Annotated in this window: 17 protein-coding genes and 1 pseudogene; 17 read left to right on the forward strand and 1 reads right to left on the reverse strand. The window is 50.2% G+C overall.

The features are described from left to right. The first annotated feature begins 25 nt into the window (after window positions 1–25). The 11 genes and pseudogenes from AACU94_RS04295 to AACU94_RS04345 all read left to right on the forward strand — a co-directional run bounded on the left by AACU94_RS04295 (window position 26) and on the right by AACU94_RS04345 (window position 11,660). A complete protein-coding gene (locus tag AACU94_RS04295; protein WP_001296261.1) occupies window positions 26–310 on the forward strand; it encodes a YfcZ/YiiS family protein in 285 nt (94 codons plus the stop codon). A 180-nt stretch (window positions 311–490) separates the two neighbouring features. Further along, window positions 491–1,800 (forward strand): annotated as a pseudogene (fadI, locus tag AACU94_RS04300) (acetyl-CoA C-acyltransferase FadI). Continuing rightward, a complete protein-coding gene (gene fadJ / locus AACU94_RS04305) occupies window positions 1,800–3,944 on the forward strand; it encodes a fatty acid oxidation complex subunit alpha FadJ (protein WP_135488981.1) in 2,145 nt (714 codons plus the stop codon). The pseudogene fadI and the gene fadJ overlap by 1 nt, the downstream one beginning before the upstream one ends. Window positions 3,945–4,144: 200 nt before the next feature. Next, window positions 4,145–4,630, forward strand: coding sequence for a phosphohistidine phosphatase SixA (gene sixA, locus AACU94_RS04310; RefSeq protein ID WP_130207294.1), 486 nt, complete (start codon window positions 4,145–4,147; stop codon window positions 4,628–4,630). Between the two features lie 633 nt (window positions 4,631–5,263). Beyond that, entirely contained in the window at window positions 5,264–5,830 is a 567-nt protein-coding gene (locus tag AACU94_RS04315; protein ID WP_135488982.1) for a fimbrial protein, read from the forward strand. A gap of 82 nt (window positions 5,831–5,912) precedes the next feature. Further along, entirely contained in the window at window positions 5,913–8,549 is a 2,637-nt protein-coding gene (locus tag AACU94_RS04320; RefSeq protein WP_130221959.1) for a fimbrial biogenesis outer membrane usher protein, read from the forward strand. A 22-nt stretch (window positions 8,550–8,571) separates the two neighbouring features. Beyond that, on the forward strand, window positions 8,572–9,321 hold the full coding sequence (locus AACU94_RS04325; RefSeq protein WP_135488983.1) for a fimbria/pilus periplasmic chaperone: 750 nt from the start codon (window positions 8,572–8,574) through the stop codon (window positions 9,319–9,321). Window positions 9,322–9,336: 15 nt separating this feature from the next. Beyond that, window positions 9,337–9,834: a fimbrial protein gene (locus AACU94_RS04330; RefSeq protein WP_130216917.1), complete on the forward strand. Its 498-nt coding sequence runs from the start codon at window positions 9,337–9,339 to the stop codon at window positions 9,832–9,834. Next, window positions 9,831–10,310, forward strand: a complete 480-nt coding sequence (locus tag AACU94_RS04335) for a fimbrial protein (RefSeq protein WP_130216919.1) — start codon at window positions 9,831–9,833, stop codon at window positions 10,308–10,310. The genes AACU94_RS04330 and AACU94_RS04335 overlap by 4 nt, the downstream gene beginning before the upstream one ends. Before the next feature lie 41 nt (window positions 10,311–10,351). Then, the gene (locus AACU94_RS04340) at window positions 10,352–10,837 is read left to right on the forward strand and encodes a fimbrial protein (protein WP_130217206.1); all 486 of its coding nucleotides are present in this window, start codon (window positions 10,352–10,354) and stop codon (window positions 10,835–10,837) included. Window position 10,838: 1 nt separating this feature from the next. After that, window positions 10,839–11,660, forward strand: a complete 822-nt coding sequence (locus tag AACU94_RS04345) for a StfH/YfcO family fimbrial adhesin (protein WP_135488984.1) — start codon at window positions 10,839–10,841, stop codon at window positions 11,658–11,660. A 44-nt stretch (window positions 11,661–11,704) separates the two neighbouring features. Here AACU94_RS04345 and smrB read toward each other — a convergent pair whose 3' ends face one another. Next, a complete protein-coding gene (smrB, locus tag AACU94_RS04350) occupies window positions 11,705–12,256 on the reverse strand; it encodes an endonuclease SmrB (RefSeq protein ID WP_000730806.1) in 552 nt (183 codons plus the stop codon). 166 nt (window positions 12,257–12,422) lie between these two features. On the opposite strand from smrB, the gene prmB reads away from it, so the two are divergent. From prmB to AACU94_RS04380, 6 genes are read left to right on the forward strand one after another with little or no spacing between them, the layout of a single operon-like run. Beyond that, window positions 12,423–13,355: a 50S ribosomal protein L3 N(5)-glutamine methyltransferase gene (prmB, locus tag AACU94_RS04355; protein ID WP_130207278.1), complete on the forward strand. Its 933-nt coding sequence runs from the start codon at window positions 12,423–12,425 to the stop codon at window positions 13,353–13,355. Between the two features lie 34 nt (window positions 13,356–13,389). Further along, a complete protein-coding gene (gene aroC, locus AACU94_RS04360) occupies window positions 13,390–14,475 on the forward strand; it encodes a chorismate synthase (RefSeq protein WP_001353064.1) in 1,086 nt (361 codons plus the stop codon). Between the two features lie 3 nt (window positions 14,476–14,478). Next, window positions 14,479–15,303, forward strand: a complete 825-nt coding sequence (gene mepA, locus AACU94_RS04365; RefSeq protein ID WP_001043813.1) for a penicillin-insensitive murein endopeptidase — start codon at window positions 14,479–14,481, stop codon at window positions 15,301–15,303. Beyond that, window positions 15,303–16,112, forward strand: coding sequence for a sulfite exporter TauE/SafE family protein (locus AACU94_RS04370; RefSeq protein ID WP_064526496.1), 810 nt, complete (start codon window positions 15,303–15,305; stop codon window positions 16,110–16,112). The genes mepA and AACU94_RS04370 overlap by 1 nt, the downstream gene beginning before the upstream one ends. Continuing rightward, window positions 16,112–16,660 carry an elongation factor P hydroxylase gene (epmC, locus tag AACU94_RS04375; protein ID WP_135488985.1) on the forward strand — a complete coding sequence of 183 codons (549 nt, stop codon included), beginning with the start codon at window positions 16,112–16,114 and terminating at the stop codon, window positions 16,658–16,660. Before AACU94_RS04370 ends, epmC begins: the two co-directional genes overlap by 1 nt. 33 nt (window positions 16,661–16,693) lie before the next feature. Continuing rightward, window positions 16,694–16,972 (forward strand): YfcL family protein, encoded by a 279-nt coding sequence (locus AACU94_RS04380; protein ID WP_000559761.1) that lies wholly within the window; start codon window positions 16,694–16,696, stop codon window positions 16,970–16,972. The last annotated feature ends 217 nt before the right edge of the window (window positions 16,973–17,189 follow it).

Genomic DNA, 17,189 nt, shown 5'->3' on the forward strand with positions numbered 1-17,189 from the left:
GGTGCACATACAGAGGAAATCAACGATGAGTAAATGTAGTGCTGATGAAACCCCGGTTTGCTGCTGTATGGATGTTGGCACCATTATGGACAACTCCGACTGCACCGCGTCTTACAGCCGCGTGTTTGCAAACCGCGCAGAAGCAGAACAAACGCTGGCGGCGCTGACTGAAAAAGCCCGTAGCGTGGAATCCGAACCGTGCAAAATCACCCCGACTTTCACTGAAGAGTCTGACGGTGTGCGCCTGGATATCGATTTCACTTTTGCCTGCGAAGCTGAAATGCTGATCTTCCAGCTGGGTCTGCGTTAATTCCTCTCGGGTACGTACGCCCTGCCAGTTTGCTGGCAGGGGCGTTTTGTTTTCTCTTCTTCTTTTCTCTCTGTGTCATAGCTCCCACTTTCCCTTTTCTCCACTTGGCTAAATGTAAAAAAATGGTTAAGACTATGATCAGGTCAGACCACTTTATATATTTTTTTACAGGGGAGTGTTATGGGTCAGGTTTTACCGCTGGTTACCCGCCAGGGCGATCGTATCGCCATTGTTAGCGGATTACGCACGCCTTTTGCTCGCCAGGCGACGGCTTTTCATGGCATTCCCGCAGTTGATTTGGGGAAGATGGTTGTCGGAGAACTGCTTGCTCGTAGTGAGATCCCCGCCGAAGTGATTGAACAACTGGTATTTGGTCAGGTTGTGCAAATGCCGGAAGCGCCCAACATTGCGCGTGAAATTGTTCTCGGTACTGGAATGAATGTGCATACCGATGCTTACAGCGTCAGCCGCGCTTGCGCTACCAGTTTCCAGGCGGTTGCAAACGTTGCAGAAAGCCTGATGGCGGGAACTATTCGAGCGGGGATTGCCGGCGGGGCAGATTCCTCTTCCGTATTGCCAATTGGCGTCAGTAAAAAACTGGCGCGCGTGCTGGTTGATGCCAACAAAGCTCGAACCATGAGTCAGCGCCTGAAACTTTTTTCTCGCTTACGTTTGCGTGACTTAATGCCGGTGCCTCCGGCAGTAGCGGAATACTCCACTGGATTACGGATGGGCGACACCGCCGAACAAATGGCGAAAACATACGGCATCACCCGTGAACAGCAAGATGCGTTGGCCCACCGTTCGCATCAACGTGCCGCCCAGGCGTGGTCAGAAGGTAAATTAAAAGAAGAAGTCATGACCGCTTATATCCCGCCTTATAAACAGCCTCTTGCGGAAGATAATAATATTCGCGGCAATTCCACGCTTGCCGATTACGCAAAGCTGCGCCCGGCGTTTGATCGCAAACACGGGACGGTAACGGCGGCAAACAGTACGCCGCTGACCGATGGCGCGGCAGCGGTGATCCTGATGACTGAATCCCGGGCGAAAGAATTAGGCTGGTGCCGCTGGGATATCTGCGCAGCTACGCATTTACCGCTATAGATGTCTGGCAGGACATGCTGCTCGGTCCGGCCTGGTCAACACCGCTGGCGCTGGAACGTGCTGGTTTGACAATGGCCGATCTGACGTTGATTGATATGCACGAAGCGTTTGCCGCCCAGACGCTGGCCAATATTCAGTTGCTTGGCAGCGAACGTTTTGCTCGCGACGTACTGGGGCGTGCACATGCCACTGGCGAAGTTGACGATAGCAAATTTAACGTGCTTGGCGGCTCGATTGCTTATGGCCATCCCTTCGCGGCTACCGGCGCGCGGATGATTACTCAGACCTTACATGAACTGCGGCGTCGCGGCGGTGGGTTTGGTTTGGTGACTGCCTGTGCCGCAGGTGGGCTTGGCGCGGCAATGGTTGTGGAGGCGGAATAATGGAAATGGCATCAGCGTTTACCCTCAATGTCCGTCTGGACAACATTGCCGTTATCACCATTGATGTTCCGGGCGAGAAAATGAATACCCTGAAGGCGGAATTTGCCTCGCAGGTGCGCGCCATTATTAAGCAACTCCGTGAAAACAAAGAGTTGCGCGGCGTGGTGTTTGTCTCCGCTAAACCAGACAACTTCATTGCTGGCGCAGACATCAACATGATCGGTAACTGCAAAACGGCGCAAGAAGCGGAAGCACTGGCGCGGCAGGGCCAACAGTTGATGGCGGAGATTCATGCTCTGCCTGTTCCGGTTATTGCCGCTATTCACGGCGCTTGCCTGGGGGGCGGGCTGGAGCTGGCGCTGGCATGTCATGGCCGTGTCTGTACTGACGATCCTAAAACTGTGCTCGGTTTGCCGGAGGTTCAGCTTGGATTATTGCCAGGTTCAGGCGGAACTCAGCGTTTGCCACGCCTGACAGGTGTCAGCACAGCATTAGAGATGATCCTCACCGGAAAACAACTTCGGGCGAAACAGGCATTAAAGTTGGGGCTGGTGGATGACGTCGTTCCGCACTCCATTTTGCTGGAAGCCGCTGTTGAGCTGGCAAAGCAGGATCGTCCATCTTCCCGCCCTCTACCTGTACGCGAGCGTATTCTGGCGGGGCCGTTAGGTCGTGCATTGTTGTTCAAAATGGTAGGCAAGAAAACAGAGCAAAAAACTCAGGGTAACTATCCGGCGACAAAACGCATTCTTGACGTTATTGAAACCGGTTTAGCGCAGGGGACCAGCAGTGGCTATGACGCCGAAGCTCGGGCGTTTGGTGAACTGGCGATGACGCCGCAATCGCAGGCGCTGCGCAATATCTTTTTTGCCAGTACTGAAGTGAAGAAAGATCCCGGCAGTGATGCTCCTCCTGCGCCATTAAACAGCGTGGGGATTTTAGGCGGCGGGTTGATGGGCGGTGGAATTGCCTACGTTACTGCCTGTAAAGCGGGTCTGCCGGTAAGAATTAAAGATATCAATGCCCAGGGCATAAATCATGCGCTGAAATACAGTTGGGATCAGCTGGAGAGTAAAGTGCGCCGTCGTCATCTCAAAGCCAGCGAACGCGACAAGCAACTGGCTTTAATCTCCGGAACGACGGACTATCGCGGCTTTGCCCATCGCGATCTGATTATTGAAGCGGTGTTTGAAAATATCGAATTAAAACAGCAGATGGTGGCGGAAGTGGAGCAAAACTGCGCTTCTCATACCATTTTTGCCTCGAACACGTCCTCTTTACCGATTAGCGATATCGCCGCTCACGCCACGCGACCAGAGCAAGTTATCGGCCTGCATTTCTTCAGTCCGGTGGAAAAAATGCCGCTGGTGGAGATTATTCCTCATGCGGGTACATCGGCGAAAACCATCGCCACTACGGTAAAACTGGCGAAAAAACAGGGCAAAACGCCAATTGTCGTGCGTGACAAAGCCGGGTTTTACGTCAATCGCATTTTAGCGCCTTACATTAATGAAGCTATCCGCATGCTGACCGAAGGTGAACGGGTAGAGCACATTGATGCCGCGCTGGTGAAATTTGGTTTTCCGGTGGGGCCAATCCAACTTTTGGATGAGGTAGGAATTGATACCGGGACTAAAATTATTCCTGTACTGGAAGCAACTTATGGAGAACGTTTTAGCGCGCCTGCAAATGTTGTTTCTTCAATTTTGAATGATGATCGCAAAGGCAGAAAAAATGGCCGAGGTTTCTATCTTTATGGCCAAAAAGGGCGTAAAAGCAAAAAACAGGTCGATCCCGCCATTTACCCGCTAATTGGTGTACAAGGGCAGGGGCGACTCTCCGCACCGCAGGTTGCTGAACGGTGTGTGATGTTGATGCTGAATGAAGCAGTACGTTGTCTGGACGAGCAGGTTATCCGAAGTGTGCGTGACGGGGATATTGGCGCGGTATTTGGAATAGGCTTCCCACCGTTTCTTGGTGGCCCGTTCCGATATATCGATGCTCTCGGCGCGGGGGAAGTCGTTGCAACAATGCAACGACTGGCCACGCAGTATGGTTCTCGTTTTACCCCTTGCGAGCGTCTATTAGAGATGAGCGAGCGCGGGGAAAGTTTTTGGAAAACAAGTGCAACTGACCCTCAATAAAAGGGTCAAAGCTATATGAATCCGCGCTGAATGGCGGAGGGTGGTCAAAATGTAAACGCATGTTGACTATACTTGCGCCATTGAGGTAAAAAACAGCGTTTCATTCGGTGAATGGATAAGGCACAATGCCGGCCACCGCCTTGTTTCTCTGGTCTCAGATGAACGGGGCGGGTGAATCTGGTTAACAAAAGCGGTGCAATATGCAAGTTTTTATCATGCGTCACGGCGACGCAGCCCTCGATGCCGCCAGTGATTCGGTTCGTCCTCTGACCACTAACGGTTGTGACGAATCTCGCCTGATGGCGAACTGGTTGAAAGGTCAAAAAGTGGAAGTCGAACGTGTTCTGGTGAGCCCGTTCCTGCGAGCCGAGCAAACACTGGAGGAAGTAGGGGATTGTATGAACCTGCCTTCCAACGTGGAAGTTCTGCCGGAGTTGACGCCCTGCGGCGATGTAGGGCTGGTCAGTGCATATTTACAGGCGCTGACCAACGAAGGTGTCGCTTCGGTACTGGTTATCTCTCACTTACCGTTAGTTGGGTATCTGGTTGCCGAGTTATGTCCGGGCGAAACACCGCCTATGTTTACCACTTCGGCCATTGCCAGCGTAACGCTTGATGAAAGCGGAAACGGCACATTCAACTGGCAGATGAGCCCGTGTAATTTGAAAATGGCAAAAGCAATCTGATGTGATCGTAAAGTGCCCGATGGCGCAAGCTATCGGGCCTGAATTGTTCATACCTTATTGAAATTCTCCCAATAACGATGCAAATGGCATCTTTTTAGCGTTTAATCGCCGATTTGCATAAAGTTACATCTAGAAATATTCATTACCTTTTCTTGTATTTTATTTCCAGAGTTAACCACTGTGAACGCAGAATAAGAGAGTAGAAAAGAGATATTTTTTTGGTCTTGATTTTATATTAATTATAGTGTTTTAATATTGTATCGGCAAAAAATAAAAATACAATCGTGTTATTTGTTGTTGGTTGTTTTTTGCTCTTTAATCATTCACTCCATGATGTGTTTATACCATATTTTAGTCATTTATCACGTAATTCCAGGGAAATTCTCAAAATGTTATTTGTTTTGTTAATCATTTAAATATTTCTAAATATTGTTGTTAGTAAATTTAAATTGTGTCACGCGCTCTATAATATCAACATGCTCGCCACGCCAAAGAATATCATCTCACGTGACCTCAGAAATCCTATTCAATGGTGGGTTATAAGCCACTGCAAATTACACTGAAAGTTATTATATTCAGTATTAATATGTCAGTTGGCTGACATTTTAATTATTTATGATTTAAGGACAAATAATGAGTAAGTTTGTAAAAGCAGCCGTCGCCACAGCAATGCTTATGGGGGCGCTGACTTCAGCATCGGTCGTAGCCGCAGGGAACAACGGTACAGTGAGATTTTTCGGCACAATTGAAGACTCTCCGTGCTCAATTGTTCCTGATGACCATAAGCTGGAAGTGGATATGGGGAGCATCGGTACCGGTTCTTTAACGGGTGGCAAAACTACCACACCAAAGGATTTCCAGATTCGTTTACAGGATTGCAATTTCAATACTGAAACAACGATGACCACGACATTTACCGGTAATCCATATTCCGGTAATCCAAATAATTACTCCCTGTCTAACCTGGATAATGGCACCGAAGTTCCAAACGTAAGTCTGGTGATTGGCGACCAGCGTGGTAAAGGCTATGACCTGGGCAAAGGTATCGATCAGGCCATCGCAATGGACAGTTCAACGGGTAAAGGCAAACAGAAACAAACGCTGAAATTTAAAGCCTGGTTAGTAGGTGAAACTGCTGCGGTAACACCAACTCCGGCTCCGTTTGAAACGCTAACAACGTTCCAGATCACGTATCTCTAATGTGATTCCCCCATAACTGTAAAGTTATGGGGTTTTTAAATAAAAGATAATTAAAATATAATAATTACGGATGGATACGTAAATGCCCGAACATTCTTTTCTCCGTTTACGGGGGCTTTCGTGGTGGATTGCTCTGGCAATTTCCGGAAGTCCATTTTATGCCCTGGCAGATGATACCATTCAGTTTGATGCCCGATTTCTGGAGTTAAAAGGGAATACCAAAATTGATTTGGGGCGTTTTTCCCAAAAAGGTTATGTTGAACCGGGTAAATATAATTTACAGGTTCATGTAAATAACCAATCCTTACCTGATGAATACGATATCTACTGGTACGCAGTCGAAAACAATCCTGATAAATCGTATGCCTGCTTACCGCCTGAACTGGTTGCTCAGTTAGGCTTTAAAGAAGATATCACGAAAAACTTGCAATGGATTCGTGATGGTCAGTGTCTGAATACTGAACCGTTAAATGGCATGGAAATGACTGGTGATTTAAGCCAGTCAGTTCTCGTGATTTCTTTGCCACAGGCTTATCTTGAATATACCGACAGTGAATGGGATCCACCTTCACGTTGGGATGAAGGTATTCCCGGTCTTATTGCCGATTACAGTATCAACGCCCAGACCCGGCATGAAGAGGGTGGGGATGATACTAACGATATTAGTGGTAATGGTACGGTTGGCGTTAACGTTGGCCCGTGGCGCCTGCGTGCCGACTGGCAGAGCGACTATCAGCATACCCGCAGTAACGATGATGGTGATGCTAACGATAGCGGCACGCAAAAAAACTGGGAGTGGAGCCGTTATTACGCCTGGCGCGCCTTGCCGTCATTAAAAGCCAAACTTTCGCTGGGTGAAGATTACCTCAACTCCGATATTTTTGATGGCTTTAGCTACATTGGCGGTAGCATCAGCACCGACGATCAAATGTTGCCGCCAAACCTTCGCGGCTACGCTCCGGATATTTCCGGCGTCGCACATACCTCTGCGAAAGTGACCGTAACGCAAATGGGACGCGTCCTTTATGAAACCCAGGTCCCCGCAGGCCCGTTCCGTATTCAGGATATTGGTGATTCGGTATCTGGCACGCTGCATGTCCGCATCGAAGAACAAAACGGTCAGGTGCAGGAATATGACGTCAGCACGGCTTCCATGCCGTTTCTGACCCGACCGGGTCAGGTGCGATATAAAGTGTCGATGGGGCGCCCGCAAAACTGGGATCATCACGTCGAAGGGAGTTTCTTCTCAGGAGGCGAAGCGTCATGGGGGATCGCCAATGGCTGGTCACTTTACGGCGGCGCGTTAGCGGATGAAAACTATCAATCAGCAGCAATTGGACTTGGGCGCGATTTGGCACTGTTCGGCGCGTTAGCGTTTGACGTTACCCACTCCCGTACTCGTTTTGACGACAACAGCGTATACGGCAACAAAACGCTGGATGGTAACTCTTATCGTGTCAGTTATGCCAAAGATTTTGATGAACTCAACAGCCGTGTGACCTTTGCCGGATATCGCTTCTCTGAAAAAAACTACATGACCATGAGCGAATACCTGGATGCCAACAACGCCGATCGGGCGCGCACGGGTAACGACAAAGAGATGTATACGGTCACTTACAACCAGAACTTCAGGGATGCGCGTGTTTCGGTCTATCTCAACTATTCCCACCACACCTACTGGGACCGCGAGGATCAAACCAACTACAACATGATGCTTTCTCATTATTTCAATATGGGAAGTATCAGAAACATGAGCGTTTCTCTGACCGGTTATCGCTATGAATACGATAACAACGCCGATAAAGGTATTTATCTTTCCTTAAGCCTGCCGTGGGGCGACAGCAGCACCATCAGTTACAACGGCAACTATGGCAGCGGTGCCGACAGCAGTCAGGCGAGTTTGTACCATCGAATTGATGATGCCAGCCACTATACGCTGAGTGCAGGCACCAGTGAAAACCACGCCAGTGTGGATGGCTATTACAGCCATGATGGCACGATGGCAAAAGTTGACCTGAGTGCCAACTATCATGAAGGGCAATACACTTCCGCGGGTATTTCTTTACAGGGCGGGGCAACGCTGACTGCCCACGGCGGCGCGCTGCATCGCACGCAGAACATGGGCGGCACGCGTTTGCTGATTGATGCCGATGGCGTTGCCAATGTGCCAGTAGAAGGCAACGGTGCCGCTGTTTATACCAACATGTTTGGTAAAGCCGTAGTGGCCGATGTTAACGATTACTACCGTAATCAGGCTTATATCGATTTGAATAACCTGCCAGAAAATGCTGAGGCCACCCAGTCGGTGGTCCAGGCAACGCTAACGGAAGGTGCCATTGGTTATCGTAAATTTGCGGTGATCAGTGGGCAGAAAGCAATGGCGGTATTGCGATTGCAGGATGGTAGTCATCCGCCATTTGGTGCGGAAGTGAAAAATGTTAATAAACAGCAAGTTGGTCTGGTTGATGATGAAGGGAATGTCTATCTGGCGGGCGTTAAACCGGGTGAACGCATGACGGTATCCTGGGAGGGAGAATCCCACTGCGATATCAGTCTGCCGGACCCGCTACCGGATGATCTCTTCAATGGCTTGCTGTTGCCATGCCAGCAAATTGGGGGAAGTGCTCCCGCAATATCACATGATATTCAGCCCGTCATTCAGGAGCAGACACAACAGGTGACACCAATGGAACCACCAATGTCTGTTTCATCGAATTAATAACGTGATTAAGGAATGATCCATGTCTAAACATATCTCTTCAAAAAAGATCGTCACTACATTGACGTTGATGGCGGCGGCTGCAAGTTTTTACGCACAGGCTTCAGTGACGCCCGATCGTACCCGTTTGATTTTTAACGAAAGTGACAAATCTATTAGTGTTACCCTACGTAATAACGATCCTAAACTTCCTTACCTGGCGCAAAGCTGGATTGAAGATGAAAAGGGTAACAAGGTGAGTTCACCATTAGCTGTTTTACCTCCTGTACAGCGTATTGATGCGATGATGAACGGTCAGGTGAAAATTCAGGGATTGCCAGATATCCACAAATTGCCTGCCGATCGCGAAACGATGTTCTACTTTAACGTTCGCGAGATCCCGCCTAAATCGAATAAAGCTAACACGCTGCAAATTGCTCTGCAGACACGTATCAAACTTTTCTGGCGTCCTAAGGCACTGGAAAAAAGCAGCACACAAACTCCCTGGCAGCATAAAGTGACCCTAACCCGCAGCGGCCAGGAATTTACCGTCAATAACCCAACGGCGTATTACGTCATCATCAGCAACGCCAGTACGCAGAAAAATGGCAATCCAGCGGCGGGTTTCTCGCCGTTAGTCATGCCGCCCAAAACCAACGCCCCGTTAAACGTGAAAATGGATAGCACACCAGTGCTGACCTATGTCAACGACTATGGCGCGCGTATGCCGCTCTTTTTTACCTGTAATGGCAACAGTTGTCAGGTTGATGAAGAACGAAGTAGCAAAGGCTGATTCCAGGAGAATCCGATGAGAAAGATGTTTCTGGTTAAATTGCTGCTGGTTTTTTGCGTGGTGAGCCATCCTGCGGTAGGTGGAGGTTCGAAATCAGTTGAGCTGACATTGCGAGTGTTGGTCGATGCTCCGCCACCTTGTTCGGTAACGGGCAGTGCTGTGGAGTTTGGCGATGTGATCATCAAAAAGATCAATGGCACCAACTATCGCATGAATGCTGAGTACAAACTGGACTGTAATGGAAGCCTGAGTGACGACCTGCAAATGCAGTTTAAGGGAGCGACTACCACGATTAATGGCGAAACAGTGTTGAGCACAGGGATTTCTGGATTTGGGATTCGAATTGAAAATGCGGCTGATAATTCGCTGTTTCCGATTGGCGAAAACAACTGGATGCCTTTCAACATCAACAGCCAACCGAAGCTGAAAGCGGTGCCAGTAAAAGAGAGCGGTGTATCACTCGCGGCATCGGAATTTAACGCCAGTATGACCATGGTGGTGGATTATCAATGAAACGACTCGTTTTTTTTGTGATTTGCAGTTGCTGTAGCGTGGTACAGGCAGCTACACCGGACATTACTTTTCACGGAACTCTGATATCACCGCCTGTTTGTACCATTAGCGGCGGGAAAACCATTGAAGTGGATTTTGGTGACATCCTTATTAATGACATTGACGGTGTTAACTTTCTTCAGACTGTGCCATATGAGATCACCTGTGATTCTGGTGTTCGAGATGCGGTTTGGGAAATGACACTGACCTGGAAGGGGACACCTACCAATTACAATACGTCGGCGGTCCAGACCAGCGTTACCGACCTGGGCATTGAAATGCAACAAAATGGCAGTCCGTTTGAGCTGGATAAACCTCTGAGTATTGATCCTGCCAGCCCCCCAATGCTCAAGGCGGTACCGGTGAAAGCCAGCGGCGCGGTGTTGGGAGACGGAGCATTTTCCGCGTATGCCACGCTACAGGTGGATTACCAATGAAAACACAAGAATATGTTCTCGCAACGCTGCTGGGGAGCTTAATGCTGATCTGTGTAGCGCCGGTGCAGGCGGCTGATAACCTGCATTTTTACGGTAATCTATTGAATAAAACTTGTACGCCAGTAGAGACACAAGGATTGCTGGCAGAAGTGCAGTTTCCTACGGTGAGTACACAAGATTTAATGGTCGCCGGGCAGTCGGCCCGCCAGCCTGTAGTTTTTCAACTGAAAGACTGTAAGGGGCCAACCTCATACAACGTAAAGGTAACCTTGACCGGCACAGAAGATAGCGAACAGCCGGGTATTCTGGCGCTGGATGCGTCATCGGGTGCGCAGGGAGTAGGTATAGGTATGGAAAAAAACGACGGCACACCTGTCGCCATCAACAGTACTACTGGTGCGACCTTTGTACTTAATAATGGCAGCAATAGCCTAAATTTTCGCGCCTGGTTACAGGCAAAAAGCGGTCGTGATGTGACTCCCGGTAATTTTACCGCTCAGCTAACCGCAACGTTTGAGTACCTTTAAAATGAAAAAATTACGCTATTTTTTTTGCTTACTTGTATTGATGTTACCTACCGCGATGGCATCAATAACGTTTCGTGATATGCACACCGACATGGGTTATGCCGGTAACTTTAATACCTCAACCTGGTATGAACTTAATGTTCAAACCTCATCAGGTGTATATCAGGGAGAATATCACCGGGATGGTTATATTCTTCTGGTCGGAGATATTCCGAATATATCCTGGAATGGGCCAGGGCCAGCCCCCAAAATTAATGTGAAAAGTGGGGAATCTATTGATCCATCGAATTGTCCAGGGCTGCCGGCATCGGGAGAATTTACTTGTAACAAGGTGATCATGGACATCATCGTTGAAGGAGATCCTGGTGGCTGTCCCTGGATAGTGACCAGTAATATCAAATCACAATCAAGAAGAAGTGGTGTTGTTTATATGGGACCATCGACTTTTAACTCCACATGTCCGCCGATTCCTTTAGACCCTTATGATGTTTCATGGAGCCCAAATTCGGTAGTACGTAGCAAGCTATTATCATTGAAATCCACTGGAGGGGTAATCGAAAATACACTCCCCACCTTTTTGATGAAGGATGGCAAGTTGTGTGATGGTAGCCAATTTGACGATCGTGGCGCATATTGTCGCTTTGTATCGCAAATGATCACTTTTACGTCATATGGTTGTACCGATAACAAAGTGACAACCATACCAAACCGACATGCGATAACTGACAAGCAACTGCACGATATTGTGGTACGTGTCGATACCACTACACCGAAACCTATAGATTCCACTTGCCGATTCCAGTATGTGCTGAATATGTTGTAGCGACCAAACCGGATACGGCGTTTATGTCGTATCCGGTTCAGCATTCAGGGCAACTCAGGTGGCAGCCACTCTTCCACCTCAATCAACACCAATAACGCCGCATCACCACCGTACTCTTTGGGGGCCTGGTGAAACGCCATCACATGCGGATGTTGCGCAAGCCACAGTGGTGTTTGTTGCTTCAAAATATGCTTACCATGCCCATGCATCACACAGGCGCAAAACACATGTTCACGGCGGCAGGCGGCAATCAACGCGCCTAACTCTTGTTTGGCCTGAAGCTGCGTCAGACCGTGTAAATCCAAAAACAGCTCCGGCGAATAATCACCGCGTCGCAGTTTCTTTGCCTCAAAATGGCTCACATCCGGGCGGACATATTTCACCGGACCTTCGGTATTCAATAACGGCTGAAACTCATCTGAGAAATAATGGCTGGCATCAGCCTGTTCCTGAATCAACCGCTTAACCGGCACTTCGCTGATTTTCTTACGCTGCGGTCGGTGGACAATCGTGTCCTGCTTAATCTTGCGAGTCCCCGCCATCAACTGGCGAAACAGAGCCTGGTCCTCCTCGCTAAGTGTTGTTTTCTTTTTCATCTATGCATCTCTATTTTTTCTTTTCCTACAGTTTACCCGACTCGCAGCCCAATCGATCGGACAAAACATAATTTTCCTGTGTCATCTCCGCGTGAATGCTGATTTATCGTCATCTTCATGGCAAACTAGCCGCCGAAATTATTGCGATCATGCCCTGGAGGAATACGTGGATAAAATTTTCGTTGATGAAGCAGTAAATGAGCTGCAAACCATTCAGGACATGTTGCGCTGGTCGGTGAGCCGCTTCAGCGCGGCAAATATCTGGTACGGTCACGGCACCGATAACCCGTGGGATGAAGCCGTGCAACTGGTGTTGCCGTCGCTCTACCTGCCGCTGGATATTCCGGAAGATATGCGCAATGCGCGTCTGACCTCCAGCGAAAAACACCGTATTGTTGAGCGCGTGATCCGCCGCGTCAACGAGCGCATTCCGGTGGCTTATCTGACCAACAAAGCCTGGTTCTGCGGCCATGAATTTTACGTCGATGAACGTGTGCTGGTGCCGCGCTCGCCGATTGGTGAACTGATCAACAATAAATTTGCCGGACTCATCAGCAAGCAACCGCAGCACATTTTAGATATGTGTACCGGGAGCGGCTGCATCGCTATTGCTTGCGCTTATGCTTTCCCGGAAGCGGAAGTCGACGCGGTGGACATCTCTCCAGACGCGCTGGCGGTTGCCGAACAGAACATCGAAGAACACGGCCTGATCCACAACGTCATCCCGATTCGTTCCGATCTGTTCCGTGATTTACCGAAAGTGCAGTACGACCTGATTGTCACTAACCCGCCGTATGTCGATGCGGAAGATATGTCTGACCTGCCAAATGAATACCGCCACGAGCCGGAACTGGGGCTGGCATCTGGCACCGACGGCCTGAAACTGACGCGTCGCATTCTCGGTAATGCGGCAGATTACCTTGCTGATGATGGCGTGCTGATTTGTGAAGTCGGCAACAGCATGGTACATCTTATGGAACAATATCCGGATGTTCCGTTTACCTGGCTGGAGTTTGATAACGGTGGCGATGGTGTGTTTATGCTCACCAAAGCGCAGCTTATTGCGGCACGTGAACATTTCGCGATTTATAAAGATTAAGTAAACACGCAAACACAACAATAACGGAGCCGTGATGGCTGGAAACACAATTGGACAACTCTTTCGCGTAACCACCTTCGGCGAATCGCACGGGCTGGCGCTCGGCTGCATCGTCGATGGTGTTCCGCCAGGCATTCCGCTAACAGAAGCGGACCTGCAACATGATCTTGACCGTCGTCGCCCAGGGACATCGCGCTATACCACCCAGCGCCGCGAGCCGGATCAGGTCAAAATTCTCTCCGGTGTTTTTGAAGGCGTTACTACTGGCACCAGCATTGGCTTGTTGATCGAAAATACCGACCAGCGTTCTCAGGATTACAGTGCGATTAAGGACGTTTTCCGTCCGGGTCATGCCGATTACACCTACGAACAAAAATACGGTCTGCGCGATTATCGCGGCGGCGGACGTTCTTCCGCCCGCGAAACCGCCATGCGTGTGGCGGCAGGGGCGATTGCCAAAAAATATCTCGCCGAGAAATTTGGTATTGAAATCCGCGGCTGCCTGACCCAGATGGGCGACATTCCGCTGGAAATCAAAGACTGGTCGCAGGTCGAGCAAAATCCGTTCTTCTGCCCGGACCCGGACAAAATCGAAGCCTTAGATGAACTGATGCGCGCACTGAAAAAAGAGGGCGACTCCATCGGCGCGAAAGTCACCGTTGTTGCCAGTGGCGTCCCCGCCGGACTTGGCGAGCCGGTCTTTGACCGCCTGGATGCCGACATCGCCCATGCGTTGATGAGCATCAACGCGGTGAAAGGCGTGGAAATCGGTGATGGTTTTGACGTGGTGGCGCTGCGCGGCAGCCAGAACCGTGACGAAATCACCAAAGACGGTTTCCAGAGCAACCATGCGGGCGGCATTCTTGGCGGTATCAGCAGCGGGCAGCAAATCATTGCCCATATGGCGCTGAAACCGACCTCCAGCATTACCGTGCCGGGGCGCACCATTAACCGCTTTGGCGAAGAAGTTGAGATGATCACCAAAGGTCGTCACGATCCTTGTGTCGGGATCCGCGCAGTGCCGATCGCTGAAGCGATGCTGGCGATCGTTTTAATGGATCACCTGTTACGGCAACGGGCGCAAAATGCCGATGTGAAGACTGATATTCCACGCTGGTAAAAAATGAACAAAACTGCGATTGCGCTGCTGGCCCTGCTTGCCAGTAGCGCCAGCCTGGCAGCGACGCCGTGGCAAAAAATAACCCAACCTGTGCCGGGTAGCGCACAATCGATAGGCAGTTTTTCCAATGGTTGTATCGTCGGCGCTGACACGTTGCCGATACAGTCCGAACATTATCAGGTCATGCGTACCGATCAGCGTCGCTATTTCGGACACCCGGATCTGGTGATGTTTATCCAGCGCCTGAGTAGCCAGGTGAGCAATCTGGGCATGGGTACGGTGTTGATTGGCGATATGGGAATGCCTGCTGGTGGGCGTTTCAACGGCGGTCACGCCAGCCACCAGACCGGACTGGATGTCGATATCTTCCTGCAACTGCCGAAAACACGCTGGACCTCCGCGCAACTCTTGCGCCCGCAAGCGTTAGATTTGGTTTCCCGCGACGGTAAACACGTTGTCCCCACGTTGTGGAAGCCAGAAATTTTCAGCTTGATCAAGCTCGCCGCCCAGGACAAAGACGTCACGCGCATTTTTGTTAATCCGGCGATTAAACAACAACTTTGCCTTGATGCGGGCACCGATCGCGACTGGTTGCGCAAAGTGCGACCCTGGTTCCAGCATCGTGCGCATATGCATGTACGATTACGTTGTCCTGCCGATAGTCTGGAGTGTGAAGATCAACCTTTACCGCCACCAGGCGATGGTTGCGGGGCAGAACTGCAAAGCTGGTTTGAACCTCCAAAACCGGGAACAACAAAGCCTGAGAAGAAGACACCGCCTCCGTTGCCGCCTTCCTGCCAGGCGCTACTGGATGAGCACGTGATCTAATGGAAACGTTTAATAGCCTGTTTATGGTTTCCCCGCTGCTGCTGGGCGTCCTCTTTTTTGTCGCCATGCTGGCGGGATTTATCGACTCGATTGCCGGTGGCGGTGGGTTACTCACCATTCCGGCATTGATGGCGGCGGGGATGTCTCCCGCTAACGCGCTGGCAACCAATAAGCTGCAAGCCTGCGGTGGCTCTATTTCCGCCACTATCTACTTTATTCGCCGCAAAGTGGTTAGTTTAAGCGATCAGAAACTCAATATCGCCATGACCTTTGTCGGCTCAATGAGTGGCGCACTGCTGGTGCAATATGTTCAGGCCGATATATTACGGCAGATATTGCCCATCCTCGTGATTTGCATCGGCCTCTATTTCTTGCTGATGCCAAAGCTGGGTGAAGAAGATCGCCAGCGCCGGATGTACGGTTTACCCTTCGCGTTAATTGCCGGTGGCTGTGTCGGTTTTTACGATGGATTCTTTGGGCCAGCTGCCGGATCGTTTTACGCGCTGGCCTTCGTTACGCTGTGCGGATTCAACCTCGCCAAAGCCACGGCTCACGCCAAATTACTTAATGCAACGTCAAACATCGGCGGTTTGCTGCTGTTTATTCTCGGCGGCAAAGTGATTTGGGCGACGGGATTTGTGATGCTGGTGGGGCAGTTCCTCGGCGCGCGCATGGGTTCACGACTGGTGTTGAGCAAAGGACAAAAGCTGATCCGCCCGATGATCGTTATCGTCTCGGCGGTGATGAGTGCCAAATTACTTTACGATAGCCATGGACAGGAGATCCTCCACTGGTTGGGGATGAACTAATGAACAGTACACACCACTATGAGCAGTTGATTGAAATTTTTAATAGCTGCTTTGCCGATGAATTTAATACCCGTCTGATTAAAGGCGACGACGAACCGATCTATCTTCCTGCTGATGCGGAATTACCGTATAACCGAATCGTCTTTGCCCACGGCTTTTATGCCAGCGCAATTCACGAGATTTCGCACTGGTGCATTGCCGGGAAAGCGCGCCGTGAGCTGGTTGATTTCGGTTACTGGTATTGCCCGGACGGACGCGATGCCCAAACGCAAAGTCAGTTTGAAGATGTTGAAGTGAAGCCGCAGGCGCTGGACTGGTTGTTCTGCGTGGCGGCGGGATATCCGTTTAACGTCAGTTGCGACAATCTGGAAGGAGACTTCGAACCGGATCGTGTGGTGTTTCAACGGCGAGTACATGCGCAGGTGATGGATTATCTGGCTGACGGTATTCCAGAACGTCCGGCACGCTTAATTAAAGCGCTACAAAATTATTATCACACGCCGGAAATTACGGCGGAACAGTTCCCGTGGCCGGAAGCGCTCAACTGAAGCCGGCGCCACGTTTTACAATGAGGAAAGAAGATGATCGCGGAGTTTGAATCACGCATTCTGGCATTAATCGACGGTATGGTTGACCATGCCAGTGATGATGAGTTGTTTGCCAGTGGGTATTTGCGTGGCCACCTGACATTAGCTATCGCAGAACTGGAAAGTGGTGATGACCACTCCGCTCAGGCGGTACATACAACCGTTAGTCAAAGTCTGGAAAAAGCCATTGGTGCCGGTGAGTTGTCGCCGCGTGACCAGGCGCTGGTAACCGATATGTGGGAACACCTGTTTCAGCAGGCGTCACAGCAGTAAGTTGTTGGCGTCTGGAGCACCATGCCTGATGCGACGCTTATCGCGTCTTATCAGGCCTACAGGTCACACGAGGTCGGATAAGGCGTTTACGCCGCATCCGACATTGGGAGCACCATGCCTGATGCGACGCTTATCGCGTCTTATCAGGCCTACACGTCACACGTAGGTCGGATAAGGCGTTCACGCCGCATCCGACATTGGGAGCACCATGCCTGAT

Source organism: Escherichia sp. E4702 (genome assembly GCF_963883545.1).
In the GTDB taxonomy this organism is placed as follows: domain Bacteria; phylum Pseudomonadota; class Gammaproteobacteria; order Enterobacterales; family Enterobacteriaceae; genus Escherichia.